At 32.8% G+C, this 24,995-nt stretch carries 21 protein-coding genes and 1 pseudogene; 21 read left to right on the forward strand and 1 reads right to left on the reverse strand.

The features are described 5' to 3' along the window. Positions 1-28: 28 nt before the first annotated feature. The 20 genes and pseudogenes from ACZ446_RS06365 (at position 29) to ACZ446_RS06460 (ending at position 22,159) form a co-directional block, all read left to right on the forward strand. A complete protein-coding gene (locus ACZ446_RS06365; RefSeq protein WP_464394276.1) occupies positions 29-1,273 on the forward strand; it encodes a Na+/H+ antiporter NhaC family protein in 1,245 nt (414 codons plus the stop codon). 60 nt (positions 1,274-1,333) lie between these two features. Beyond that, positions 1,334-2,623 (forward strand): uracil-xanthine permease family protein, encoded by a 1,290-nt coding sequence (locus tag ACZ446_RS06370; RefSeq protein WP_290763027.1) that lies wholly within the window; start codon positions 1,334-1,336, stop codon positions 2,621-2,623. 29 nt (positions 2,624-2,652) lie between these two features. Next, positions 2,653-3,579, forward strand: coding sequence for an oxamate carbamoyltransferase subunit AllH family protein (locus ACZ446_RS06375; RefSeq protein WP_464394277.1), 927 nt, complete (start codon positions 2,653-2,655; stop codon positions 3,577-3,579). A gap of 2 nt (positions 3,580-3,581) precedes the next feature. Beyond that, positions 3,582-5,135, forward strand: a complete 1,554-nt coding sequence (fdrA, locus tag ACZ446_RS06380) for an acyl-CoA synthetase FdrA (protein ID WP_464394278.1) — start codon at positions 3,582-3,584, stop codon at positions 5,133-5,135. Between the two features lies 1 nt (position 5,136). Further along, positions 5,137-6,570: a YlbE family protein gene (locus ACZ446_RS06385; RefSeq protein WP_464394279.1), complete on the forward strand. Its 1,434-nt coding sequence runs from the start codon at positions 5,137-5,139 to the stop codon at positions 6,568-6,570. Next, positions 6,570-7,502, forward strand: coding sequence for a carbamate kinase (gene arcC, locus ACZ446_RS06390; protein WP_290763035.1), 933 nt, complete (start codon positions 6,570-6,572; stop codon positions 7,500-7,502). Before ACZ446_RS06385 ends, arcC begins: the two co-directional genes overlap by 1 nt. A 222-nt stretch (positions 7,503-7,724) precedes the next feature. Then, positions 7,725-8,026 (forward strand): annotated as a pseudogene (locus tag ACZ446_RS06395) (MTH1187 family thiamine-binding protein). Positions 8,027-8,052: 26 nt separating this feature from the next. Next, entirely contained in the window at positions 8,053-9,009 is a 957-nt protein-coding gene (gene tsaA / locus ACZ446_RS06400) for a tRNA (N6-threonylcarbamoyladenosine(37)-N6)-methyltransferase TrmO (protein ID WP_464394280.1), read from the forward strand. Positions 9,010-9,026: 17 nt separating this feature from the next. Then, positions 9,027-9,329, forward strand: a complete 303-nt coding sequence (locus tag ACZ446_RS06405) for a Dabb family protein (RefSeq protein WP_290763042.1) — start codon at positions 9,027-9,029, stop codon at positions 9,327-9,329. A 45-nt stretch (positions 9,330-9,374) separates the two neighbouring features. After that, positions 9,375-10,244: an SAM-dependent methyltransferase gene (locus tag ACZ446_RS06410; RefSeq protein WP_464394281.1), complete on the forward strand. Its 870-nt coding sequence runs from the start codon at positions 9,375-9,377 to the stop codon at positions 10,242-10,244. 3 nt (positions 10,245-10,247) lie between these two features. Beyond that, a complete protein-coding gene (locus ACZ446_RS06415; protein WP_464394282.1) occupies positions 10,248-10,622 on the forward strand; it encodes a putative signal transducing protein in 375 nt (124 codons plus the stop codon). Positions 10,623-10,664: 42 nt separating this feature from the next. Then, the gene (locus ACZ446_RS06420; RefSeq protein ID WP_464394283.1) at positions 10,665-11,654 is read left to right on the forward strand and encodes a dipeptidase; all 990 of its coding nucleotides are present in this window, start codon (positions 10,665-10,667) and stop codon (positions 11,652-11,654) included. 50 nt (positions 11,655-11,704) lie between these two features. Next, on the forward strand, positions 11,705-12,091 hold the full coding sequence (locus ACZ446_RS06425; protein ID WP_290763049.1) for a hypothetical protein: 387 nt from the start codon (positions 11,705-11,707) through the stop codon (positions 12,089-12,091). 69 nt (positions 12,092-12,160) lie between these two features. Further along, a complete protein-coding gene (locus ACZ446_RS06430) occupies positions 12,161-14,587 on the forward strand; it encodes a hypothetical protein (protein WP_464394284.1) in 2,427 nt (808 codons plus the stop codon). Positions 14,588-14,686: 99 nt separating this feature from the next. Continuing rightward, positions 14,687-15,877: a BamA/TamA family outer membrane protein gene (locus tag ACZ446_RS06435; protein WP_464394285.1), complete on the forward strand. Its 1,191-nt coding sequence runs from the start codon at positions 14,687-14,689 to the stop codon at positions 15,875-15,877. 96 nt (positions 15,878-15,973) lie between these two features. Next, a complete protein-coding gene (locus ACZ446_RS06440) occupies positions 15,974-16,906 on the forward strand; it encodes an ADP-ribosylglycohydrolase family protein (protein ID WP_464394286.1) in 933 nt (310 codons plus the stop codon). Between the two features lie 38 nt (positions 16,907-16,944). Further along, positions 16,945-17,973: a lipoate--protein ligase gene (locus ACZ446_RS06445; RefSeq protein WP_464394287.1), complete on the forward strand. Its 1,029-nt coding sequence runs from the start codon at positions 16,945-16,947 to the stop codon at positions 17,971-17,973. Positions 17,974-18,209: 236 nt separating this feature from the next. Next, positions 18,210-20,186 carry a GAF and HD-GYP domain-containing protein gene (locus ACZ446_RS06450; protein WP_464394288.1) on the forward strand — a complete coding sequence of 659 codons (1,977 nt, stop codon included), beginning with the start codon at positions 18,210-18,212 and terminating at the stop codon, positions 20,184-20,186. Positions 20,187-20,213: 27 nt separating this feature from the next. Beyond that, complete coding sequence (locus tag ACZ446_RS06455; protein ID WP_464394289.1) at positions 20,214-20,654, forward strand: 2-thiouracil desulfurase family protein; 441 nt, start codon at positions 20,214-20,216, stop codon at positions 20,652-20,654. A gap of 215 nt (positions 20,655-20,869) precedes the next feature. Then, positions 20,870-22,159, forward strand: a complete 1,290-nt coding sequence (locus ACZ446_RS06460; RefSeq protein WP_464394290.1) for a DUF362 domain-containing protein — start codon at positions 20,870-20,872, stop codon at positions 22,157-22,159. 76 nt (positions 22,160-22,235) lie between these two features. On the opposite strand, the gene ACZ446_RS06465 is transcribed toward ACZ446_RS06460, so the two are convergent. Continuing rightward, positions 22,236-23,588, reverse strand: a complete 1,353-nt coding sequence (locus ACZ446_RS06465; protein ID WP_464394291.1) for a Na+/H+ antiporter NhaC family protein — start codon at positions 23,586-23,588, stop codon at positions 22,236-22,238. Positions 23,589-23,824: 236 nt separating this feature from the next. On the opposite strand from ACZ446_RS06465, the gene ACZ446_RS06470 reads away from it, so the two are divergent. Continuing rightward, positions 23,825-24,985, forward strand: a complete 1,161-nt coding sequence (locus ACZ446_RS06470; RefSeq protein ID WP_464394292.1) for an ATP-grasp domain-containing protein — start codon at positions 23,825-23,827, stop codon at positions 24,983-24,985. Positions 24,986-24,995: the final 10 nt, after the last annotated feature.

The following is a 24,995-nucleotide window of genomic DNA, read 5'->3' on the forward strand; positions in this document are numbered from 1 at the left end:
TAAAACAGACATATTAGGAGGAAATTAGATGGAGCTATTAATCAATGTAATACCTTTGATAGTTATATTGGTTTTATTATTTATGCGAAAACATATGCTTTTTGCTGGTCTTGTTGGTGGTGTTTTGACAATGATAATTGGCGGAATAAGCATTGGGGAAGCTACAGGTCATTTTATCGGTGGTGTCTCCAACATGCTGGGAATAACTGTTCCCATACTATATGCAGCTTCTGCAGCAATGGTTGCTGAAGCGGGAAGTATTGAAGCATTAGTAGAACTAGCTCGTAGAAGTCTAAAAGGTAGAATCAGTATTTTAGCAGGTATTATGGTATTAATCCAGGCCTTTGCAACGTATATGGCAGGTTTAGGTGCCGGAAACACAATGGTTACTGCACCTCTTATCGCTGCTGCTGTTGGGGCTGTACCTGAACTGATTGCTGCAATGGCAATAGCTACAGCAGTTGGTTTTACAACATCTCCCGCTTCAACTGAAACAGTATTAGCAGCAGAGAGTGCAGGTCGAGATGTTATTGCACATGCAGCCGCCATGAGGCCATTTACAATTTTGTTTTTCTTACTAGCTGCTGGTCTAGCAATTTATGGAGTCAGAAAACGTAAGAGCATCGTTGTTAATAAGGATAAAGAAGAAAATAAAAAAGACAGCATCTCTTTATTAAAGACTGCTACACCTGCTGTGGCACTTTTAGTTATGGTTGTTGCTGGAAGCAGTATCAATAATCTAATAAATATTTCAATTTTCTCACCGGCAACTGCTGTTATTTTCACAGCAATCTTAACAGTGCTTTTAACTCCACTGGATACTGCTGAAACATCTGAAGCACTAATAGACGGTTCAAGATTTATACTTACAACCTTATTTTCAGTAGGTATTTTTCTATCATTTATCAATATGATTGGAGATTTAGGGACTTTCGAACAGCTGGCTGGTCTTGTAGAACAAGTACCCCAGGGGATTATAGTTCCAACAGCTATGCTGGTAGCGTTTTTAATTGCAATTCCGTCAGGAGCATTTACAGCCGGAGTACTAACTTTAATTCTGCCAACTCTTTCCGTGCTTGGATTACCATCTGAAGCGATGGGTTTTGTAGCAATTGCAACGGGTTTTGGAACTCAAATAAGTCCGGTTCAAATTAATGTTGCTGCCTTATCAGAAGGTTTTGATAAAGAAATAATGGATATAGTAAAGGAGAACGCAAAGTTTGTCATACCTGCATTATTTCTCCTAATGATAATAGCTTTCTTTGCCGTATAACAAAAGTTAATATTAGACAATAACCATAGAAATAAAAAATAATCAAGAGGAGTGGAATTGTTGGATAATAATAGTGGAGATATAGAAATAATTTATGGAATTGATAGTAACCCAGGATTTTTAAAAAGCATTCCGCTGGCATTGCAGCATATATTAGCAATGTTTGCAGCCAATATAACAGTTCCTTTGCTTTTATCTGGAGCTATTGGTTTAACATCAAAGGAAACCACTTTTTTGATCCAATCTGCTTTGTTTATGGCTGGGTTAGCTACTTTAATTCAGATAAGAAAAAAAGGAGACTTTGGCTCTGGTCTACCAATTGTGATGGGAACCAGTAATGCTTTTATTGCAACTGTATTGGCCATAGGGAAAGAATTTGGAATTTCAGTTGTTTTAGGTGCTAGTTTAATTGGTGGACTTTTCGAAATGTTTTTAGGATTTAATCTTTCTAAACTAAAAAAAATATTTACACCACTGGTTTCAGGTATAGTAATCTTAACTATTGGTATTACTCTAATTCCAGTTGGAATAAGACAGGCTGCAGGCGGCTCAAATCTTGGAGATAGCAAAAGTTTAATCTTATCTTCGATTGTTTTGCTGACAATCATAATTTTTAATCAGTATGGAAACAAATATTTTAAATCTTCTTCTATCTTAATCGGTTTAGTAGTTGGATATATAGTTTCGTATTTTATGGGAGACTTAGATTTAAACGTTGTTTATAATGCTTCCTGGTTTTCATTTCCTAAACCTTTAGCATTCAAGCTCAGCTTTGAGCCTTCAGCAATTATTGCCATGATCTTTATGTATATAGCAACAGCAATAGAAACTATTGGCGATATATCAGCTCTAACAAACGCTTCTGAAGGAAGAGAAGCAAGAGTTGAAGAGGTAAAAGGCGGGGTCATGGCAGATGGTCTGGCAAGTTCTATTGGAGCCTTTTTTAACGCCTTTCCAAATACATCTTATACTCAAAATGTTGGGGTAGTTAACCTAACAGGTGTTTTTAGCCGCCATGTTGTAAAAATAGGGGCATTTATTTTACTGATATTTTCTTTACTGCCTAAACTGGGGGCCGTTATTTCGATAATGCCAGAACCGGTTCTCGGAGGTGCCTCGATAGCAATGTTTTCTATGGTGGTAGTTTCAGGCTTATCAATTTTAAAAAATGTCAGTTATACTAGAAAAAACATGTTGATAATAGCTATTTCTTTAGGGATTGGAATAGGCTTAAATGTTGTTCCAGAGGCTGTTAGTTCATTACCAAATAATTTTCAGCTGTTTTTAACTTCTGGTGTTGTTCCAGCCTCTATTATTTCAATTATATTAAGTTATATTCTTCCTGAATAAAATATTAACTAAATATGGAGTTTAAGATTATGAAAAAAAATTTGCCAAAAGGATATAATCTAAAAGCGAAAAGTTGTGATCATAAATTCTTGGATTATGTAACTAAGTCTGAAAATGATGGGCTCAAAATCCATAGTGTTTTTAATCGAGTTATTAATCTTATAGATGCAAACGGAAATTTAATAACAATTGCCAACAATGAACTTGACAATGGTCCGGCAACTTTGATAGTTGACTCTAAAATTAATTTCAACTTTATTAATCAAGAAATGGAAGTTAAATATTATGATCAAAAAATAACTATAGCAGATAAATTACAAATTTCTTTAGCTGATTTAAAAATATGGACAGTACCTGCAGCAAAGATTGATAAAGTTAATAGTATTTATTTTAAAAAGAATAAAAAGTTATTTGATTCATATTTAAAAAGTAAATTAACTACAGACGGCTGTGGGTATTTTTATTTAGCTAATTTTAATTCTGATAAAAAGTTTGAGCAAAGTCCAGGGATGATTTCTAAAGAACTTAATCTTAGATTATCTAACTTAAAAGCTAAATTAATAGCTGGAGAAGATATAACTGCTGAAATAAAAAGTATAATTGGTTTTGGGATTGGTTTAACACCTTCTGGGGATGACTTTTTAGTTGGAATGTTATCCGTATTCTATTTGCTAAAAGAGGGTGAAAAATTATTCCTGGAAATAGTTTCAATAATCAAAAAATTCAAAATTGAAACAACTGATATTAGTAAAAAAATGCTAAAATATTCAATGAGAGGTAGTACAAGAGAAAATATTTATAAACTAATAAACGCATTAACTGCAGAAGAAAAAATAAAAGAAAAAGTTATTAAGAATGTATTAGAAATAGGATCGACATCTGGTAAAGATATTGCTGTCGGAATAATGACAGCTTTTGACGTAATTATAAATATTAGAGAAAATAATGGAGGGTAAAAATGTATTCTAAAACTTTAATTAAAAAAGATAGTTATTATGACTCAGTAACATTAATGTCACTTTCAAATAAAATTTTAAATGTTGATGGTGTAGAAGATGCTGTTGTTTCAATGGGAACAGCAATGAATAAAGATCTATTAAATAACATTGAGATGGCTACAGAAGAATCTGAGGCAGCTGGTGAAAACGATCTAATTATTGCCATTAAGGCTGAAGATGAAGAAAAGTACGAAACTGCCTTAGAAAAAGTTGAAGACCTTTTAGATAATAAGGATGATAAAAAAGGAGAAAAGAAAGAAGTTAAAGCTAAAACTATAAATTCAGCTTTAAAAGATTTTCCTGAAGCTAATTTTGCTGTGATTTCAGTACCTGGACAGTATGCAGCAAGAGAAGCTAAAATTGCTCTAAAAAATGATCTAAATGTTATGCTTTTTAGTGACAATGTAAGTATTGAAGCTGAAAATGAACTAAAAGATCTTGCTGTCGAAAAAGGTCTGCTGATGATGGGGCCTGACTGTGGTACTGCTGCAATAAATAGCAAAGGTCTTTGTTTCGCAAATAAAGTTAAAGAGGGAAATATTTCACTTATAGCTGCTTCTGGTACAGGTCTGCAGGAAGTAATGGTTCAAATTGATAAAAACGGAGGTGGAGTAGCTCAGGCGATTGGAACTGGTGGTCGTGATTTAAAGAAAGAAATTGGCGGTAAAATGATGATTCAATCTATAAAGGCACTGGCTGCTGATCCAGAAACTGAAGTAATTACTTTGATTTCTAAACCACCTGCTGAAGAAGTAGAAGCAAAGATCTTAAAAGTTGCTGCAGAAATCGACAAAAAATTTGTGATCTGCTTTTTAGAAAGTGATAGAGACAGTGATGACGAAAAAATAGTATTTGCAAACACTTTAAAAGATGCAGCTTTAAAATCAGTCGAAGCAGCTGGAATTACTGTTGAAAAAAAGACAGGAATTAAAGAAAATAAAGAACTTCAGGCTAAGATAAAAGAGGAAAAAGCCAAATTAAATAAAAAGCAAAAACATTTAAGAGGGTTATTTGGTGGTGGTACTCTCTGTGCTGAAGCACTCTATATTTTAAGAGATAAATTAGAGGGAATCAAAAGTAATATTGCCAAAAATGAGCAGGAAAAGCTTGCTGATATTAATAATTATCAGGGTAATGTTCTCTTAGATATGGGGGAAGACGAATTTACTTTAGGAAAACCTCACCCAATGATTGAGCCATCACTAAGAAATGAAAGAATTTTAGAAGAAGCTAAAGACCCCGAAGTAGGAGTCATTTTACTTGACTTTGAATTAGGATATGGTTCTCACTCTGATCCAGCAGGGGCTTCAGTAAAGGCAATAAAAGAAGCTAAAAAAATCGCAGCTGATGACAACAGGGAATTAATTTTTGTAAGTTATATTTGTGGAACTGAATCAGATTATCAAAATTACAGCCAGCAGGCGAAAAAGCTTAAAGAAGTTGGTTCTATATTAGCAGAAAATAACGTAGAGGCAGCAGAAATAGCAGCTGAAATTCTGGCTGAGGAGGTATAAAATGTCTAAAATAAATGAATTATTTGCAGAAGAATTAAATGTAATTAATATTGGTAACCCTAACTTTAAAGAAGATCTTACAGCACAAAATGTTGAAGTTGTTGGCTTAGACTGGCAGCCACCTGCAGGAGGTAAGCCGGAATTAATCGAAGCTTTAGATAATTTAAGTGAACATCAAGCAGAAATTTCAGAAGCAAACAAAAAAGTTGTGGAAATACTAAAAACATCCCAGGCCAAATTAATTGGTATAGATCAGGCGATTAATGTTGTTCCTGGAATGAAAAAGAATTTAATCTTACATGCAGGACCTCCAGTAGCCTGGGAAGATATGTGTGGTCCGATGGAAGGAGCAGTAATTGGAGCGCTAATCTATGAAGGGCTGGCAGCAGATGAGGAATCAGCTAGAAAACTTGCAGCATCTGGAGAAATTGAATTTGCCCCCTGCCACGAGCATAGTGCAGTAGGTCCGATGGCTGGAGTGATGTCAGCTTCAATGCCTGTGCATATTGTTGAGAATTCTAAGTATGGAAATAAAACATACTGTACAGTTAATGAGGGGCTTGGTAAAGTATTAAGATATGGAGCCTTTAGTGAAGAAGTAATCGATAGATTAAAGTTTATTGAAACTACCTATGCACCAGCTTTGAAGAAAGCACTTGCTTTAATAGATGGAGGAATTGATCTCAAGGCAATAATATCTCAGGCACTGCATATGGGAGATGAGTGTCATAATAGGAACAAAGCTTCTACCAGTCTCTTTTTTAGAGAGATTACACCTTACTTTTTAGAGGCAGATTTAGAAAAAGAAGTATTAATTGATTCATTGAAATTTATTAAGGAAAATGACCACTACTTTTTAAATCTATCAATGCCTACCTGTAAGGCTGCACTGGATGCAGCACATGGTGTAGAAAACTCTACTTTAGTTACAACTATGGCCCGTAATGGAGTCGAGTTTGGCTTAAGAATCAGCAGCTTAGATGCAGATCAATGGTTTACCGGTCCAGCTCAAATGGTAAAAGGGCTACTTTTCCCTGGTTATACTGAAGAGGATGCCAGTCCTGATATTGGTGACAGCACTATAACTGAAACAATGGGACTTGGTGGCTTTGTAATGGGCGGTGCTCCAGCTATTGTTCAATTTGTTGGAGGTACTGTTGATGATGCTATAAACTACAGTAAGCAAATGTATGAGATAACTGAAGGAGAAAATAATAACTTCTCAATTCCAACTCTAAACTTTAGAGGTTCAGCAATAGGAATTGATGTAATGAAAGTAATTGAAAGTGGTAGATTACCAATTATTAATACTGGAATGGCTCATAAAGTAGCTGGAGTAGGGCAGGTTGGAGCAGGTATTGTTAATCCTCCTGCAGAGTGTTTTGAAAAAGCTATTATAGCTTTGAGTAAAAAAATTGCTGGGAGTGAAGTCTAATGAGTAGGATAATGCTTGCTTTAGGGGGGAATGCTCTAGGAAATGGCCCTCAGGAGCAGCTTCAAATTGTAAAAGAATCTGCACGCTCAGTAGTTGATTTAATTGAACAGGGACACGAAGTTGTTATTGCTCATGGAAATGGACCACAGGTTGGCATGATCAATCTCGGAATGGAGGTTGCTTCTCAAAATGATGAAAGAGTAAAAGCAATGCCTCTTCCTGAAAGCGGAGCAATGAGTCAGGGATATATAGGTTATCATCTGCAGAATGCTATTGGCTCTGAACTAAGAAAAAGACAGATTGATAAAAATGTCGTAACTTTAGTTACTCAGGTTCTAGTTGATGAAAATGATGACTCTTTTAAAAATCCAACAAAACCAATCGGTGCTTTTTATAGCAAAGAACAGGCAGAGAAAATAAAAAAAGAAAAAGGATACAAAATGATTGAAGACTCTGGCCGTGGTTTTAGAAGAGTAGTTGCTTCTCCTGCCCCTGTTGATATTATTGAAAAAAATTCGGTAAATTCTTTATTAAAAAATAATCATGTTGTAATTACTGTTGGTGGTGGAGGAATACCAGTAGCAAAAAAAGGTTACCAGCTAGAGGGTGTTGAGGCAGTTATTGATAAAGATTTAGCAAGTGAAAAAATGGCAGAAATAATTGATGCTGATTTTCTTTTCATTCTAACTGCAGTAGACAGAGTCTGCATTAACTTTGGTAAAGAATCTGAAGAAGAACTGGCAGAAATGTCAGTTGAAGAAGCCAATAATTATATTAAAGATAATCAGTTTCCAGCAGGTAGTATGCTTCCTAAAGTTAAATCTGCTATAAAGTTTGTCCAGTCCAAAACAGGTAGAAAATCTATAATTGCTTCTTTAGAGAAAGCAGAAGAAGCATTACTAGGAAATAGTGGAACACTAGTTTATAATTGAAATTAAATCTTTTTAAATAAAAATATGAAAATAGTATCTATTTAGTTAAATAATAAAGCGAAAAATTATTTAGACGGCTTATCCTTTGTTTTAAGGATTAAGCCGTCTATTTTTTATTGTTTTATCTGGTTTTGAGTGTTAAAATTAAGATAGGAAAAAATTAAAGTAATTATAAATTTTAGTATATTATAAATTAAAATTTTAAAAAAAGGAGGATTTAAGATGGTTATTGCAGAACTTACAGTTGTACCATTAGGTACAGAAAGCACAAGTTTAAGCAGTTATGTTGCCGGCTGTCATCAGGTTTTAAAAGATCAGGATAAAGTTAAGTACAGATTAACCCCGATGGGAACTATTTTAGAAGGAAAACTTGCTGATATTTTTGAAATCACAAAAAAATGCATGAGGTTCCTTTTGAAAATGAAGCTTTAAGAGTTACTACAAGTTTAAAAATTGATGACCGCAGAGATAGAGAAGCGGCGATGGATAAAAAAATTAATTCAGTTGAAGAAAAACTTAAATAAATAATTCAAATCAGAAGGAGATGACCATGGAAGTAAAGAAAATAGCAGAAGTCAGAAGCAAGTATAAAGAACCAGTCGGTCCTGATGAAATGAAAAAAAGTAAAAGTATTATCGAAATAAAAGCTGAATATGTTGATGGTCTTGATCAGATAGAGGATTATGAATATCTGCAGATTCTTTTCTATTTTCACAAATCTGAAGGTTATGATCTAATTAGTAAAAGAAGAAAAGGACCTGAAAGAGGTCTTTTTACCTCCAGAAGCCCCCGCAGACCAAGTCCAATTGGAATTACGACTGTGGAGTTATTGAAAAGAGAAGGCAATAAGTTACATGTCTATGGACTTGATGCAATAGATGGGACTCCTGTTCTGGATATCAAACCTTATGCTTCTTTTATGGATCAGCCTTCATTATCCTTACAGAAAAAGACACCTCGTTATCATATAAATGATTTAATTAAATACCAGAATCTGCATGAACTGCTGCTAAAAGCGGGAGAATTTCACGGCCATTACTGTCCCTATCTTGCTCTGGGAGTGTTGGCTGCTGCAGATGCATTGAATAAGCTGAATCTAAAAAATAATGAAAAGGAAGGTTTACGAGCTGTTGTAGAAACAAAAAGCTGCTTTACTGATGGTATTCAATATACGGCAGGTACAACCTTCGGTAATAATAAACTTATTTATCAAGATTTTGATAAAACTGCTGTTACCTTCCTCAAAAGCGCTGAGCCCGATAAAAATTTGCGATATCAGCTCCAAGATTCTGATTTTATTAAGAAAAAACATCCTGAAGCAGCCAAGCTTTTCAAAAAAGTTATTACTAAAGAAAATGGATCTAAAAAAGATAAAGAGAAAATGAAAGAAATCTGGCAGGAAATAGCTTTTGAGATTGTTGAAGCTGATATTAATAAATACTTTAAAATTGAGGAAAATGTTGAAATTGAGCTGCTAGACGGAAGTATTAATCAGAGTCTAAAATAAAATGGGGGGTAATAAAAATGATCAAACATGTGGTAATGTGGGAGTTTAAAGATTTTGCTGAGGGAAAAGATAGAGAGAAAAATATTGAAATAGCAGAAAAGAAACTTTTATCACTCAAAGATTTAGTTGAGCAAATTAAATTCATTGAGGTTGGTAAAAATATCAACCAGAGTGAGGCTGCTTATGATTTAGTTTTAATTACTGAATTTGAGAGTCTTACTGATCTTGATGAATATCAAAATCATCCTGAACACAAGAAGGTAGCGGCTTTTATTGGGAAAACTGCTGCCAAAAGAGTTTTAGTTGATTATAAAAATTAATTAAAAAGACTTTACAGTACCTGATAATTTAAGGAGGTAATCTAAATGAAAGATATAAGTTATTCTGCCCTATCAAATGCTGCTCTGAGAGCAGCGGAGTCATATTACCCGGAAGACGAGCGCCTTTTTTATGACAGAATAGCGTTTTATTTGTTACCTCCTCTTTGGAAATTATTTTTGAAATTAATGAAATTTTCACCATTAAGAGAAATGATATATTCAAAAAGAGATAAGGAAATGCCAGGTGTGATTGGCAATCTTCTTTACAGAACAAAGTATATAGATGACCGTTTGAAAGATAACAAAAATAAAATGGAGCAGCTTTTAATACTTGGCTCAGGTTTTGACACTAGAGCCTACAGGATTGAAGGGGTTCAGAAACTAGAGGTATTTGAAGTAGATCATCCTCAAACTATTTCTAAAAAAAGAAAAGGATTAAAAAAATTATACAAGAAAATTCCAGATCATGTAAGATTGGTTGAGATTGATTTTGATAAAAAGAAGCTAGAAGAGGTGCTGCTTGATAATAATTTTGCTTTTAATAAAAAAACTCTGGTCATCTGGGAAGGTGTAACTCAGTATATAGAACAAAAATCAGTAGATAAAATACTTGATTTTTTTGCTGATTTAGAAACAGGAAGCAAAATATTATTCAGCTATGTCAAAAAAGGAATAGTTGATGGATCAGATAGGTCTGAAGTTGATCAGCAGATAATTTCATTTGTTGAGGAAATGGGTTTAGACTGGAAAACTGGAATTGAAAGCTCAAAAATTGAAACTATATTAAATGACAACATCTTAAATCTAATTGAAGATGTGGGTAGAGAAGAGTATAAAAAAAGATATTCTCATCTGACCAGTCGAGAAATAAACATTTATGCTGGAGAAAGAATTGTTTATGCAGAAAAGAGGTAAAATATGAATAATTTTAAACTCCATCATTTAATAACAGTTGGCACTAGAGAAGCAGAAATGATAGAAGCACTGCTTAATGATAACAATATTGAAGTTATTGTGCGTCATGACGAGTTTGGCGGCTACAGCATGATCTATATGGGTTATTCTGCTTACAATATAGAACTCTATGTATCAGAAAATGATTATAAAAAGGCTAAAGAACTGCTAAAAAGCTTAAATATAGATAGTGTTGATAATTCTAATGGAACAGCGGAGAATCAAAAGGCTGAAAAAGATATAAGGCGCGAGAAAAGTATTTCTTTTTATCTAGCTCAGATTGCTAAAATAGTTATTATTCTTTATCTGATTTTAAATTTAATAGCTTTAATTTTCTGATTTAGTTTTAAAAATTGATTATGAAAAATAAGAGCTGAGGAGATGATTGATTTGGGTTATATTGATCTGCACTGTGACAGCTTATTGAGAATTTATAATAAATATGATCAGGATAATTTGTTGGAAAATAATAAGCTGAGTGTTGATTTCAAGGGACTAAAAGCTGGAGGAGCGCTGGCCCAATTTTTCGCTATATTTATGCCTGATCAGTCAACTTTAGAAGAATTAAATTTAGCACAAATTGATGATGATTTATATATAGAAGATTTACTTAACATTTTAAAAAATGAAGTTAAAAAAAACAATAAAATGATTGAGATGGCCTATAATTATCGGGATTTGTTAAATAATAAAAATGAAAATAAAATTTCTGCCTTTTTGACAATTGAAGATGGAAGAAGTGTCAATGGTGATCTAGAAAAAATAAAAAAGTATTATGAACTTGGAGTTAGATTAATTACTCTAAGCTGGAATTATGAAAACTGTTTTGGGTGGCCCAATTCTGATAATCAGGAAATTATGAAAAAAGGGCTTAAACAATTTGGAGTTGAAGCAGTAGAATATATGAATAAAATAGGGATGATTATTGATGTTTCTCATCTTTCAGATGGAGGCTTTTACGATATTGCCGAACACAGTGAAAAACCCTTTGTAGCCTCGCATTCTAATGTGCGTTCTCTTGCAGCTCACCCCAGAAATCTTAAAGACGATATGATAACTAAGATTGCAGAAAAGGGTGGGGTGATCGGACTTAATTTTGCTCCCCAATTACTAAATAAAAATTCTGCTGATAAAAGAAGCCGGCTGGAAGAGATGATAGAACATTTAAATTACATAAAAAATATTGGTGGTGAGTCTGTGCTTGCTCTGGGAAGTGATTTTGATGGGATTCAGGGTGACTTAGAGATCACAAAAAGCAGTGAAATGCCACTTTTATTTAAAGCTCTTAAGAAGGATGGCTGGAGTGATGATTTAATTGATAAATTTAGATCAGAAAATGTTTTGAGAGTAATCAAAGAGGTATTAAATTAATTAAAACCATAATTATTTAATCAAATCAAAAACAGGAAAGAGGTAGATCCATGTTTTACTTATTATTAATAGTTACTTTTTTGGTAGCTTTATTGGTCTGTTACATTGTCAGTAAACTTTTCAATGATTCTATTTATAAAATCTTACAATTAATTGTTCCAGAAGCAATCAATGAAGCCTGGCTTAAATATATTAAATTCGCAATTTATGTTGTTGGTATTTCTGGAGGAGTCAGAGTCTGGGATTTAGAAAAATATATTACCTCCAGGTATGACAACAGAGAAATTGTTCAATTAACTGCAGAGCGCTGGACTCTAGAAATTTATAGAACTCTGATTGGATCTCTGCAGAGCATAGCTACTGTGTTGTTGATTTTCTTTATCTTTACTTTAATTGCTTATGTTGTTTTAAGAATTTTCTCTTCCAGAAAAGAATGATTTTACTCAATAGATCTTTATATAATTTTTGTGTTTATATAAAATAAAAATATAATCTAGGGTGATTAGGTGACTAAAAAAATAATTTTTTTAACGATAATATTTGTTTTTATTTCTAGTATTAATATTTTAGGTGCTGACAATTTGATAAGATTAAATGAAATTAAAACTGAAGTTAAGCAGGCAGAAGAAAATTTTAATCGCAATAAAATTATAAAGTTGAAAAAAGAAGCAGCTGAGTTAGTTTATAATTTAGAAACAGCTAAATTATTTAAAGAAATTTTCCCTGATTTAGAAGATCACGATAATCAGGCAGAGTTTGTTGTTGAAAAATTGGCAAAATCATTAAATGAAGATGATCTATATAAGTTAATGAAGATTTATCCGAATAATTATAGAATAAGTAACGTTCACAGGGCTATTTTAGCTAAAAGTGATAGTTTAGAAGACCTGAAAAAATTATTAAGTGCAGTTCCCAAAAATAATTATGTGTTTCATCCTGCTAGATCTAAAGCAGTTAAATATGTTAAAGATTTAAAAACTGCCAGAGATTTTAAACAACTATTCCCAAATTTAGATGACTATAATAAAGAGACAAGAGAGATTTATAGAAAACTTAAAAATAAATTAAATAGAGAAGAACTTATTAAATTATCTGAAATATTTAAAAATCAAAGCTTTAATGGCCTTGATGATTTACTACTTAAAAAAAGTGAAAATATTGATGATGTTTTGGATACTCTAAATAGGTATCCTAATTTTAAAAAATACAGGCCAAGTTATGTGCGAAAAATAGCTTATAATTTTGTTAAGGACAGAACAAGTGCGGAGAAATTTCTAGCTGAGTTTATTGAGCATAATGAATATACAAAAAGGGCAAAAGAATATTTAAAGGAGAGTCCTTCAGCAAAAAAAGAAACTTTCAATAAGCAAAAAGAAATTAATAAAAATAGTAAAATTAAAGATAACAGTAAATTAGATAATAATAATGATTACAAGGAAAAAAATATTGTTGATAAAAAACTTAATGACGAAAAGGAAAAAGATGGTTATGCAAAAATGGTTAAGCTAGAATCAGATATTATTTCTGGAAAGAGAAGTGAAATTACAGCTAAAAAAGAGGCTGTTAAATATGTGGACAGTTTAAAAACTGCTGATAAATTTCATAATGTTTTCTACAAAAGTATAAACAATAATGATGTCGATAGTATAATAAATAATCTTAAAGATGATTTAAACACAACTGAAATCAAAAAATTAATAACTATATTTTCTGATTTTCCTGCAGTAAGTACTTTGATTTATGAATATCTTGATAGATCAAAAAATTTGGATCAAATGATTAAAGCTGCTAAAGAGTTTAAAGATTATAAATATCAGGCGACAGCAGGAAGAAAAGCTTTAAAATATGTCAATAGTTTAGACTCAGCTGTAAAATACAAAAATAATTTTTATGAGTACGCTGCTAGATCTAATGGACCTGCTAATTCTCAGCTTTATGAAATAGTTAAAGCTAACTTAAATAATTCAAAATCTATAGATGATGCTATAAAGATAACCAAAGATTTTAGAGATGTTTTTTCGATAATCAAAATGAGAGAACAAGTAATTTCATTAGTTAATACAAAAGATAAGCTTTTGAAATTTGTTAATTACTATCCTTTAGAAAATTTAAAGATTGATAAAGTTTTAAGCCAGTTATCAAAAGCTGAACTTTTTGAAGTTGCTAAAAATTTCAAAATCAATAAAATTCAATCTGCTGCCAGACAGAGATATTTTAATCAAAGCATTAGTTATTTAGAATATAGAAACATTATAAATTATTTTCCTGAATATAAAAATGAAACAGTAAATATTGTTTTGAACTCAATTAATAATATTGATCAAGCTGTAAAAGCTAAAAATGCTATTCCTGAATTAAAAACAGAAATTAGAAAAAAGGCTTTAAATCATGTAAATGATTTATATTCAGCTAAATTATATAATGATAATTTTTTAGTCAATAATGATAAATTAAAAGTTATCAAAAAATTAATTAAAACTCTATCACATGATGATTTAGAAAAATTGTTAGATGAGTATAAAGTTTTTGCTGATAGAGAAAAAATATATAGATTACATCAAAAATATCATAAAATTAATGAACAGTATATTAAAATTTCTAGTAAGAATACTGAATTTAATATTCAAGGCCAGCTAAAAGATAGAAGTGAAGATGTGCTTTACCTTCGAGGTAGATCTTCTCCTGTTAATGCTGCTCTAAGTACTTATGGAACCTTGTTAGATGAATCAAATATTTATATAATAAATTATAATCAAGATAAACTAAAGGATAATTTTTATCTTTCTAAAGGTCATTATTTAATTGAAAAAAGAATGGGAGAAAACTATTTTGGCCAAAATGTTCCAGTCTGGATATATGGAGATAAACCAGAAAAATTGTCTGAAATTGAAAAAAGATTATCTGAAATAAATAAACAAATTAATAGACTTTAGTTTAAGTCTTTCTAGCTATATTCTTATAAAAAAGTACATTAATGGTATTGTTATTAAATAGTTGTAAAATAATTGAAAATGCATCTTAAGGAGCCCAAAATGAAAAAAATAATTTTAGTTTTAATAACAATCTATATTTTAACATCATTTGTTCCTGCGGCAGCAGCTGAAATCTCGGAAATTGAAATTAAAGGACTGCAGAAAAGTGATACCAGTCTTATAGAAAAACAGCTGGCTTTTTCTTTAGGAGAAGAATTGGAAGAAGAAAAATTAATTTTAAGCCGGCAGAGGCTTTTTAATAGTGATCTTTTCAATCCGTTTACACTTAAGCTTACAGGCAGAGAAATTACTCAGGATGAACTAAAGGTTATTGTAGAGGCAGAAGAGAGTGGGGTTTTCATGATCCACCCCTATGAATTTGCAATTAGAAAGACTACAGGGCTTCTTGGAGAAAAATTTGAACAAAAAATCAGGAATCCGGCTGGAAATGGAATCAGCTACAATCTTGCTTTTGACTGGAGTGATGATTCCTATCAGGAATATGGTTTAGAATATCTGGCTGATCAGGGTAAAATATACAGATTTTCCTGGAGGGATTTTGACCAGGATTTAGAATTTAATCAGCAGCAGTATTTAGCTGAAGGCAATTTTTATAAATTTGAAATTGAAAGCCTGCCTGTAGTTAATATAAAAAATACTTATTCTTTAAAATATCAAAAAAACGATTATAGTACTTTAAATAAGGATTTAGAACAGGAATACCTGATCCCAGATTATAATTTTCTTTATAGGGGAGCAGTTAACTTTGAAGCATATTTAAGCAGGGCTTTTTCTTTAGATGATGATCAAAGTGATTTTAATAAAATAAAAATTAACATAAATAAAGATTTTAAGCTGAATAATAAATCACAAATTATTGCAGATTTTAAGGGTGGATATAGTTCAGATGAAACTCCTTTTAACTATCAATTTACTGCTGGAGCTTTTAGTAAGAATGATGGTGGAATACCGATTAGGGGCCAGGAATATGAATTTGCAGGTACAAAATATTTAAAAGGAACCATAGAATACCAGCACCAGTTATGGCAGAGAAAAATTTGGGGAGTTCTCTTTATTGACACTGCAAAAATTTCTGCCAACAATATGAGCCTGAGTGACTATGACTGGGAAACTGATGCCGGGGTAGGAATAATATATTATTCTTTTTTAGGACCGATCAGAGCTGATATTGGCTTTGATAATTTAGATTCTGATCCGATATTTAATATTGGTTTTGGCAGCTCTTTTTAGATTTATAAAATTCATTTTAATTGGATTGAGTCTTAAACTAATTTAAGATTTTAAAAAATATACACATAGAAATAGTGAGGTGAAACTACTTAATTTATGTTAAAAAATAAATTAAAAGCAGGAATTATAGGACATTTAGTTGGCGATGCTCTTGGAGTACCTGTTGAATTTAAAAGTCGAAAAGAACTAAAAAAAGATCCAGTAACAGATATGCGGGGCTATGGCACTTATAACCAAGCTCCAGGAACTTGGTCTGATGATAGCTCTTTAACCCTCTGTCTTCTGGAATCGCTTTTAGATGGATATGATTTGAATGACCAGGCAGAAAAATTTATTAGCTGGCTTGATGAGGCTTACTGGACGGCTGGTGGGGAGACTTTTGATGTTGGTAATACAACCAGAGTTTCAATCGCCAACTTGAGGCAGGGAATGGAGGCAACAGCTGCTGGAGCTGGGGGAGAAAAAGACAATGGAAATGGTTCTTTAATGAGAATTTTACCACTTGCTTTTTATTTAATAAATGTAGAGCCAGCAGAAAAATTCAAAAAAACTGAAGAAGTTAGTTCATTAACTCATTCCCATCTCCGCTCTATTTTGGGCTGCTATATCTATCTTGACTTTGCCCAAAGACTCATCATGGAAGCTGACCTGGAGCAGGCTTATGAGCAGTCTATAAAACATATAAATAACTTTATAGGGCAAGATAATTTCAGCTCAGAATTAAAATATTATAGTAGGATTTTATCTGGAAATATTAAAGACTCAGCAGAAACTGAAATTAAGTCAACCGGCTATGTAGTTGATACTCTGGAAGCAGTATTCTGGGTGCTTTTAAACAGCAATTCATATCAAGAATCTGTTTTAAAAGCAGTAAATTTAGGAGAAGATACCGATACTGTTGCTGCAATCACAGGCGGCCTGGCTGGGTTATATTATGGATTTAATAGTATTCCAAAAAAATGGGTTAAGCAGCTGGCACGTTTAGATGATGTATTAGAATTAATCAACAACTTTAGTAAAAAATTATAAAATAAATCAATTATTAAATTGAAGGAGTGTTTAAATTTATGACAGAGAACTTAAAAGCCAGTTTGGTTATCGGAAAAGGATATAATCCCTGGTACAACCTGGCAGTAGAAGAATATCTATTAAACAATTTAGAAGAAGACGAAATAATACTTTATCTCTGGCAGAATGATAATACAGTTGTTATTGGACGTAATCAAAACGCCTGGCAGGAATGCAGGATTAGTGATTTAGAAGCTGCTGGTGGGAAATTAGCCCGCCGCCTTTCCGGTGGAGGAGCAGTATTTCATGATTTAGGCAATTTAAACTACACTCTTTTAATGCCCCGCAGGGAATATGACTTAAAAGAGAAGTTGAAAATAATTTTAAAAGCTCTGCAGAATTTAGGTATAGCTGCTGAGTTTTCCGGGCGTAATGACATTATATGTGGTGGAAAGAAAATATCAGGTAATGCATATTATCTTGGAAGTAAAGCTGCCTATATTCATGGGACAGTTTTAGTAGATAGCGATCTTGAAAAATTAGTTTCTTACCTGAATGTCTCAGATGCTAAAATCAAATCTAAAGGAATTAAGTCTGTCAGATCAAGAGTTATGAACCTGAGTGAAGCTGATGCAGAAGTTTCAGTTGCAGCAGTAAAAGAAGCTATTAAAAATAGTTTTTCTGATTTATACAATCAGGGTCAGGCTCTAAATGAAATTAAAATTAAAGAAAATCAAGAGCTTAAAGAACTAAATAATAAATATTCTTCCTGGGACTGGAGGCTGGGTAAAACACCTGATTTTGATATCTCATTTAATAACCGCTTCCAGTGGGGAGAAGTAGAATTAAATCTAAAACTCGCTTCAGGAACTATTGCAGAAGCCACCTTATATTCTGATGCCATGTACAGTGATTTAATACCGAAACTGTCAAACTCTTTAACCGGAAAGCAGTTTAAACAGCAAGAAATGCTGGCTGGAGCAGAAAAAGTACTTGATAGTTATAACTGGCCGGACCAAAATAATTCTAAGGCAGTTAAAGAAGGATTTTTAAACTGGTTAGAAAATGAATTAAACCAGATAATTTAATAATATGGAGAGAATAGTTTAGATAGGTTATTTATAATTATAGAATAAATATAAGTTTAATTTTAAAAAACTAAAGGATTCTGAAATTTTATAAAGAATTATAATATAATAAGGAAAATAAAGTTAAAATAAGATATATCTGAAATTAAACCCTAATAACAATTTCAAATAAAGTTAAATGAAAACAAACTTTGATGTTTATACAGCGAAATTAATACAACAGGGAGATGATTAAAATGCGTAGTGATCTGTCTAGTGAACAGAAATTAGAAGAACTACTTAAAAATTTAGTTAATCAGGCTCCTGGTGCATTATATCAATTTCGTTACTTCCCAAAAAATGAAGAAATAATTTATATTTATGTATCTCAGGGAATACATGATATTTTTGAGCTTTCCCCAGCAGTAATTATAAAAGATAGCTCTAAACTTTTTGAGCGGATGCATCCTGATTATATTGATCAGGTTCTAGCATCAATTGAAGAATCAGCAGCAGCTTTATCACTCTGGCAAGAGACTTTTAAGGTGCTTTTACCTGAAAAAGGTGAGCTCTGGATTCAGGGAACTGCCAGACCAGAAAAAGTAGTTGATGGAAGTATAATCTGGTATGGGAATTTTAGAGATATTAGTGAAAAGAAAATACAGCAGCAGGAATTAGAATATCAGCTCAGATTTCAGAGAGCTTTAACCTCAGTTTCCAGTGATTTGCTTGATTTGAATTCAGCTAATCTTGATCGAAAAATAAACAGTGTTTTAGAAAAGATAGGCTATTTTTTCGATATTGACCGCAGTTACATTTTTCAATTTACAGATAATAATCGAAAAATGTCTAACACATATGAATGGTCTTTTCAGGATATTGAGCCTCAAAAATGCAAGCTACAGCAGCTTCCTACTGCTAGATTTCCCTGGTGGATGTCAAAGTTAAAAAAGAATCAATTTATCTCAATTCAAGATGTTAATGATATGGTTAAAGATGCAAAACCTGAACAGAAACTGTTAAAAATGCAAAATATAAAATCTATTATTGTAATGCCAATGTTTATTGAAAATGAGTTATTTGGATTTTTTGGTTTCGATTTTGTGAGAGAAAAAAGGGAATTTTCTAAAAAAGATATTAGACTGCTGAAGATTTTTACTGATTTTATTACGACTGCATTTTCTAAACATTTAGACTATCAAAAAATCAGAAAACTAACTTATAATGATAGTTTAACCGGCCTCTATAACCGCAGATTTTTTGAAGAGGAATTAAAACGCCTGGATACAGAAAGACAGCTGCCGCTGGCAATTATAGTTGCTGATATTAATGGGTTAAAAGTTATTAATGACAGTTTTGGCCATCAAAAGGGAGACTGTTTAATTAAAAAAAGTGCTGAATTAATTAAAAATGAAATTAGAGATGAGGATATTTTAGCTCGTCATGGTGGAGATGAATTTGCTATTTTGCTTCCCCAGACTTCAACAGCAGAAGCTGAAAAAATTGTTGCCAGAATTAAAAGAAAAATCCCTGAATCTAATAATGATAACCTAACAATTTCTATTTCCTTTGGAATCGCTGTTAAAGACTCAATTGAGGAAGAAATTTATCAGACTTTTAAAAGGGCTGATAATAAAATGTATCACAATAAATTATCACAAAGTAAGAGTATTAAAAATAGGATTGTTAAGGGCTTAATTAGCACATTAGAAGTAAAAAGCAATGAAACTAAAGAACATACTGTTAGAATGACACGCTTATCTATAAATTTTGGCCGTTACTTAAATCTCTCTAATTTTGAACTAAACAGATTAGCGCTGCTTTCAACCCTGCATGATATTGGAAAAATAACAATTGATGATCATATTTTAAAAAAACCTGGTAAATTATCTAAAGCAGAATGGAAAGCAATCAAACAGCACCCGGAAGCAGGTTATAATATTGTAAAGGCTTCGGGAGAATTTGCTTTAATTGCAGAAGAAATTTACTCTCACCATGAAAGATGGAACGGTTGTGGTTATCCAAGACAACTTAAGGGAAGTGAAATCCCATTTTTAGCAAGAATAATTTCGATAATTGATGCCTATGATGTTATGACTTCGGAAAGACCATATAAAAAAATGATGACTAAAGCAGAAGCGATTAAGGAAATTAAAAGCTGTACTGGAACTCAATTTGATCCTGAACTGGCAATGAAGTTTATAGACTTTTTAAAGGAAAAGAATAGTAAATAAAAATATTTTTTCAAAAGGAGATTTAGTATGTATATAGTAAGTTCTTGTTTGGCAGGAATTAACTGCCGTTATGATGGTGGTAATAACTTAAACGAAAAGGTATTAGAATTAGTAAAAGCGGGTAAAGCAATTCCAGTTTGCCCTGAAATGCTAGGAGGATTAGAAACTCCAAGATTAGAGTCAGAGATAGTTAGAGATGAATCAGGAAATAGAAAAGTTGTAGACAAAGAGGGAAGAGATGTTACAACTGCATTTATAAAAGGTGCAATGAAAACTGCTGCTATTGCAAAAATAGTAGATGCCAAAAAAGCGATAATGCAGCAGAGAAGTCCTTCCTGTGGGTATGGCAAAATATATGATGGGACTTTCAGCGGTAATTTAATTGAAGGAAATGGGATTACGACTGAAGTGCTGCTTGAAAATGGAATAGAAATTCTGACTGTTGACGATTTAGATGAACTTGATTAATTATCCTTAAAAATATTTAAATAATAAAATATTTAAGGTTGCTGGAAAATTCCATTTTATCTTTAATTTTAATGGTAGCAACCGCAGATATTTTATTCGGGTTTAATTTTTTGAAAATTAAGAAAAAGGAGGGGTAAAAATATATGAAGTGTTTTCTTTAAAGCGGCTTTAGTTGGGATTAATGGTAACTTCAAATTATCACAGGGGGTTATATAATGAGTACAAAAGTTTCGATTAGTAAATTTGACTCTTTAAAGGGAAATGAAGAATTTATCGGTGGTAAATTTAAGCGCTATGAAGAAGATATTTCAGAAATCAAAGATAAGTTACGAGAAGTAATCGAAAAAAGTGTTGGTGGTATTGATAATTTAGTTAAAAATGGTGATCGGGTTTTGATAAAGCCTAATCTGGCCTTTTTGGCACCACCGGAAAGTTTTTCAGTGGTAGATCCGCGGGTAATTGAAGCCCTGGTTTCTCTGTTAAAAGAGGAATCACAGGCTGGAGAAGTCTGGGTTGGAGATAACCCATCTTTAGGTAAACATGTTGGACGAGCAAAACCGGCTTTTAAAGCAGCAGAAATGGAGCAGGCTGCATATAGAGGTGGAGCTGATAAGGTATTATATTTTGACGAAGAAGCATCAGTAGAAGTTGATATTCCCATGGCTAAAGTTTTTAAAAAAGCTTCAGTCTTTAGACCAATCTTGGATGCAGATGTGTTAATTAATCTGCCCAAGATGAAAACTCATTTAGGTGGTACTGTTACCTTAGGTTTAAAAAACTGGCAGGGTATTATTCCAAATGTCCATCCTTCTGGTCAGCAGCAGGATACCCATCGAATAGATCTTGACCAAAAAATAGCTGATCTTTTAAGGATTAGAAAAGCAGATTTAACAATTGTTGATGGAATTATTGCAATGGAAGGTCAGGGACCTCATGCAGGTACACCTCTAGAGATGAACCTCTTAATTGCAGGAGAAGATACGGTTGCAGTTGATGCAGTTACTTCATATATTATGGGTTATGAGCCTCACGAAGTGCCTTCAACTCAAATTGCCGCTTCTGAAGGTCAGGGAGAAATGAATTTAGCCAAAATAGAGACTGCTGGTGTTGATCCTGATAGTGTCAGGACTTTCTTTAAGCGTCCAGCCAGTAATCCTGTTGGGCTTATTCCTGGAATTGATGTTTTAATTCAGCAGACCTGTCCCGGCTGTTATAAATATATTAGGGGAGCATTAGACAGCTTTAAACAGAGTCTGGATACCGATAAATTTATTGAGAAAAATGGTGAAGTTATGGTAATCGCTGGTGGAGTTCCTTCTCTGGACTATAATGATGCGGCTGGTAAACACTTATTTGTAGTTGGTGACTGCTGGAAGCAGTTTGAATCAAGCTCAGAGGTTAAAAAAGCAATGGAAGTTGCAGAAACAGTAACTGAATATCCTGGCTGTGCCCCAATTTATGTCTTTGCCCAGTTAAATACTGATTTATCTGCAATGGGTGCATAAATAAAAAATTAAATTCGAATCATAAATAAAGATTAATAAAAAATAAAGATTCTCAGAGGATGCTGTTAATGCATCCTCAATTTTTTCTGTATTCAAAATAGCTGACTAAAAGATTGGAAAGCGGCATTAATAAGGGGAAGAAAGCAAAGGGGAGATAATCCATTGTTCCAACTCCTAAGACTGCTGTCATCATTAGTGCATTAACATTCCAGGGGATTAGTGGTGAAAAAACAAGACCTGAATCACCAACTGCTCTAGCTAAATCTCTGCGCTCTAAACCCATTTGATCATAGTTCTCACCGAGCATCTTGGCAGGTAAAAATACTGCTAAAAACTGATTGCAGCCTAAAGTTGCAGAAATGACAGCAGCAAATAAGCTAACAGCTATTAAATGGATTTTTTCCTTAATCAGATGCAGAAAAGGTTTGATAATGCTGTTTAAAACACCTAACTTTTCTAAAAGTCCACCTAAAAGGACAGCAAAGATGATTAGAGAAATCAATTCCAGCATGCTGGTTAAACCACCCCGGGCCAGAATATTATCAATAAATACTGTTCCTGTTCTGCGGTTGATGCCTTTAAACATGATATTTAAAAGTTTTGACCAGCTGTTTTCTGTGAAAATTATTCCCATTACTAAAGAAAAAAGTATGTTTAAAGACAGATTAATAATTGTAGTAACTTTCAATACTGCTAAAATAATAATCAAAATTGGTGGCAAAAGCAGCCAGTAAGAAATTTGGAAATGGCTGTTCAGCATACTGCTTAAAGAACTCAAATCAGCGGCAGCAGTGTTATTCGAAAAAATATTAAGTCCAATAATCAAAAAAGTGAAAGCTGTAATTATGTATGGTAAAATAGCAGTTTTAAACATATGATAAATCATTTCCATCACTTCAGATTCAGCGACGTGAGCCGTGATAATTGCAATCGATGAAACCGGTGACATTCGATCACCAACATAGGAGCCTGAAATAATAGCTCCGGCAGCTAAAGGCAGATTAAGTCCCATAGTCTGGGCAATACTGATTAGGGCCAGACCAATTGTACTTGCAGTTCCAACTGCTGTACCAACTGCCATTGAAACCATAGAGGTTGAGATAAAGGATAAAATGAAAAAATATTTAGGGTTAATGACTTTTAGGCCATAATAAATCATTGTGGGCACTGTTCCGACAGCAATCCAGAGAGCAATCATCATTCCCAGAAGAAATAGGATCAAAACTACATTTCCAATGTTTCTGAAGCTTGAAAAAAGCATGTCTTCAATTTCCTGCCATTTATAGCCCCAGAACAAAGCCAAACTGATGATAATCATTATTTCAAAAAATAGAGCAATTTGAATCGGTGCTTCCCAGAATAAAACAGAAAGCAAAATCAAAAGCGCCATAGTAATTACAGGAATTATAGCCTGTTTAAATGTCAGCATTTATGGTTCCTCCAGTTTGTTTATATTATATTTGTATTAATAACACTATATAATTAATTGTGAACATATGTCAACTTTTTATTGTTTTAAAAGCTTAGCCTGAAATTACCAGTAATTTGTCAGCATCTAATTTTACAATTATAGCTTTAAGTGATAAAATTATATCAATTTAAAAATTGTAAATTTTGTTTTCTTAGAGTAGAAAATTAGCGAGAAGTAGAGAAAGGGAGGATTTTATGAATTTTGTATTTTTATCACCTTATTTCCCAAACAATTTCTATAATTTTTGTGTAGGTTTAAAAGAAGCGGGGATTAATGTTTTGGCAATTGGCGATCTACCTTATGAAGAGCTGCGGAGAGAGCTTAAGGATTCGCTGACTGAGTATTACCGAGTAGATAATATGGAAGATTATTCTCAGATGCTCAAAGCCTGCGGCTATTTTACCTTTAAACATGGAAAAATTGACCGTATCGAATCAAATAATGAGTACTGGCTGGAAACAGATGCCAGATTAAGAAAAGATTTTAATGTTCAGGGATTGAAACCTGAAGACATTGAGGCAATGAAATATAAATCGAAAATGAAAGAAGTTTTCAAACAGGCAGGGCTCAATACAGCCCGCGGGAAAGTAATCGATCAGCTGGCAGAAGCAGAAGAATTCATTGGTGAAGTTGGCTACCCGGTTGTTGTCAAACCTGATAATGGAGTTGGAGCAGCTGACACATATAAGCTAAATAATCATCAGGAATTAGTAGATTTTTTTCAAAGCAAATTGGACCTTGATTATGTAATGGAAGAATATATTCAGGGTAAAATTTATACCTTTGATGGTCTAACTGATCAGAATGGTAATGTTGTTTTTTCTTCCTCAATGATCTTTAATGATGGAATTATGGAGACTGTAAATGAGGGTCTTGATATGTTTTATTATATTCCTCGCGAACTGCCAGAGGAGATTGTAGAAGCAGGAATGAAAACAGTGGAAGCCTTCGGCTTAAAAGAACGATTTTTTCACTTTGAATATTTTAAAATGGACGATGGGAAAATAGTTGCTCTGGAAGTCAATGTACGTCCCCCAGGTGGCTTAACCCTTGATATGTTTAACTATGCAAATGACATTGATGTTTATCGAGAATATGGTAGAGTGGTTCATTTTAACAGTTTCGAAGCAGATATCAGCAGAAAATATAACTGTTTCTATGTCGGCCGCAAAAACTTTATTAATTACAAACATTCACTAAGCGAGCTGCTGAATAATTATGGAGACTATATAATTAGGCATGAAGAAATTTCGCCTATTTTAGCACCGGCAATTGGAGATTATGGAATTATTTTGAGAAGCAAAGATCTTGATAAAGGTAAAGAAATAGTTCAATATGCGATCGAACATGCTTAGAAGGGAGTAT

Source organism: Halanaerobium sehlinense (genome assembly GCF_055379485.1).

What these genes read in the sequence shown, in the direction of transcription:
- ACZ446_RS06365 (WP_464394276.1), top strand. Translation starts at nt 29, where the DNA reads ATGGAGCTATTAATCAATGTAATACCTTTGATAGTTATATTGGTTTTA.
- ACZ446_RS06375 (WP_464394277.1), top strand. Translation starts at nt 2,653, where the DNA reads ATGAAAAAAAATTTGCCAAAAGGATATAATCTAAAAGCGAAAAGTTGT.
- fdrA (WP_464394278.1), top strand. Translation starts at nt 3,582, where the DNA reads ATGTATTCTAAAACTTTAATTAAAAAAGATAGTTATTATGACTCAGTA.
- ACZ446_RS06385 (WP_464394279.1), top strand. Translation starts at nt 5,137, where the DNA reads ATGTCTAAAATAAATGAATTATTTGCAGAAGAATTAAATGTAATTAAT.
- arcC (WP_290763035.1), top strand. Translation starts at nt 6,570, where the DNA reads ATGAGTAGGATAATGCTTGCTTTAGGGGGGAATGCTCTAGGAAATGGC.
- tsaA (WP_464394280.1), top strand. Translation starts at nt 8,053, where the DNA reads ATGGAAGTAAAGAAAATAGCAGAAGTCAGAAGCAAGTATAAAGAACCA.
- ACZ446_RS06405 (WP_290763042.1), top strand. Translation starts at nt 9,027, where the DNA reads ATGATCAAACATGTGGTAATGTGGGAGTTTAAAGATTTTGCTGAGGGA.
- ACZ446_RS06410 (WP_464394281.1), top strand. Translation starts at nt 9,375, where the DNA reads ATGAAAGATATAAGTTATTCTGCCCTATCAAATGCTGCTCTGAGAGCA.
- ACZ446_RS06415 (WP_464394282.1), top strand. Translation starts at nt 10,248, where the DNA reads ATGAATAATTTTAAACTCCATCATTTAATAACAGTTGGCACTAGAGAA.
- ACZ446_RS06420 (WP_464394283.1), top strand. Translation starts at nt 10,665, where the DNA reads ATGATTGATTTGGGTTATATTGATCTGCACTGTGACAGCTTATTGAGA.
- ACZ446_RS06425 (WP_290763049.1), top strand. Translation starts at nt 11,705, where the DNA reads ATGTTTTACTTATTATTAATAGTTACTTTTTTGGTAGCTTTATTGGTC.
- ACZ446_RS06435 (WP_464394285.1), top strand. Translation starts at nt 14,687, where the DNA reads ATGAAAAAAATAATTTTAGTTTTAATAACAATCTATATTTTAACATCA.
- ACZ446_RS06440 (WP_464394286.1), top strand. Translation starts at nt 15,974, where the DNA reads ATGTTAAAAAATAAATTAAAAGCAGGAATTATAGGACATTTAGTTGGC.
- ACZ446_RS06445 (WP_464394287.1), top strand. Translation starts at nt 16,945, where the DNA reads ATGACAGAGAACTTAAAAGCCAGTTTGGTTATCGGAAAAGGATATAAT.
- ACZ446_RS06450 (WP_464394288.1), top strand. Translation starts at nt 18,210, where the DNA reads ATGCGTAGTGATCTGTCTAGTGAACAGAAATTAGAAGAACTACTTAAA.
- ACZ446_RS06455 (WP_464394289.1), top strand. Translation starts at nt 20,214, where the DNA reads ATGTATATAGTAAGTTCTTGTTTGGCAGGAATTAACTGCCGTTATGAT.
- ACZ446_RS06460 (WP_464394290.1), top strand. Translation starts at nt 20,870, where the DNA reads ATGAGTACAAAAGTTTCGATTAGTAAATTTGACTCTTTAAAGGGAAAT.
- ACZ446_RS06465 (WP_464394291.1), bottom strand. Translation starts at nt 23,588, where the DNA reads ATGCTGACATTTAAACAGGCTATAATTCCTGTAATTACTATGGCGCTT.
- ACZ446_RS06470 (WP_464394292.1), top strand. Translation starts at nt 23,825, where the DNA reads ATGAATTTTGTATTTTTATCACCTTATTTCCCAAACAATTTCTATAAT.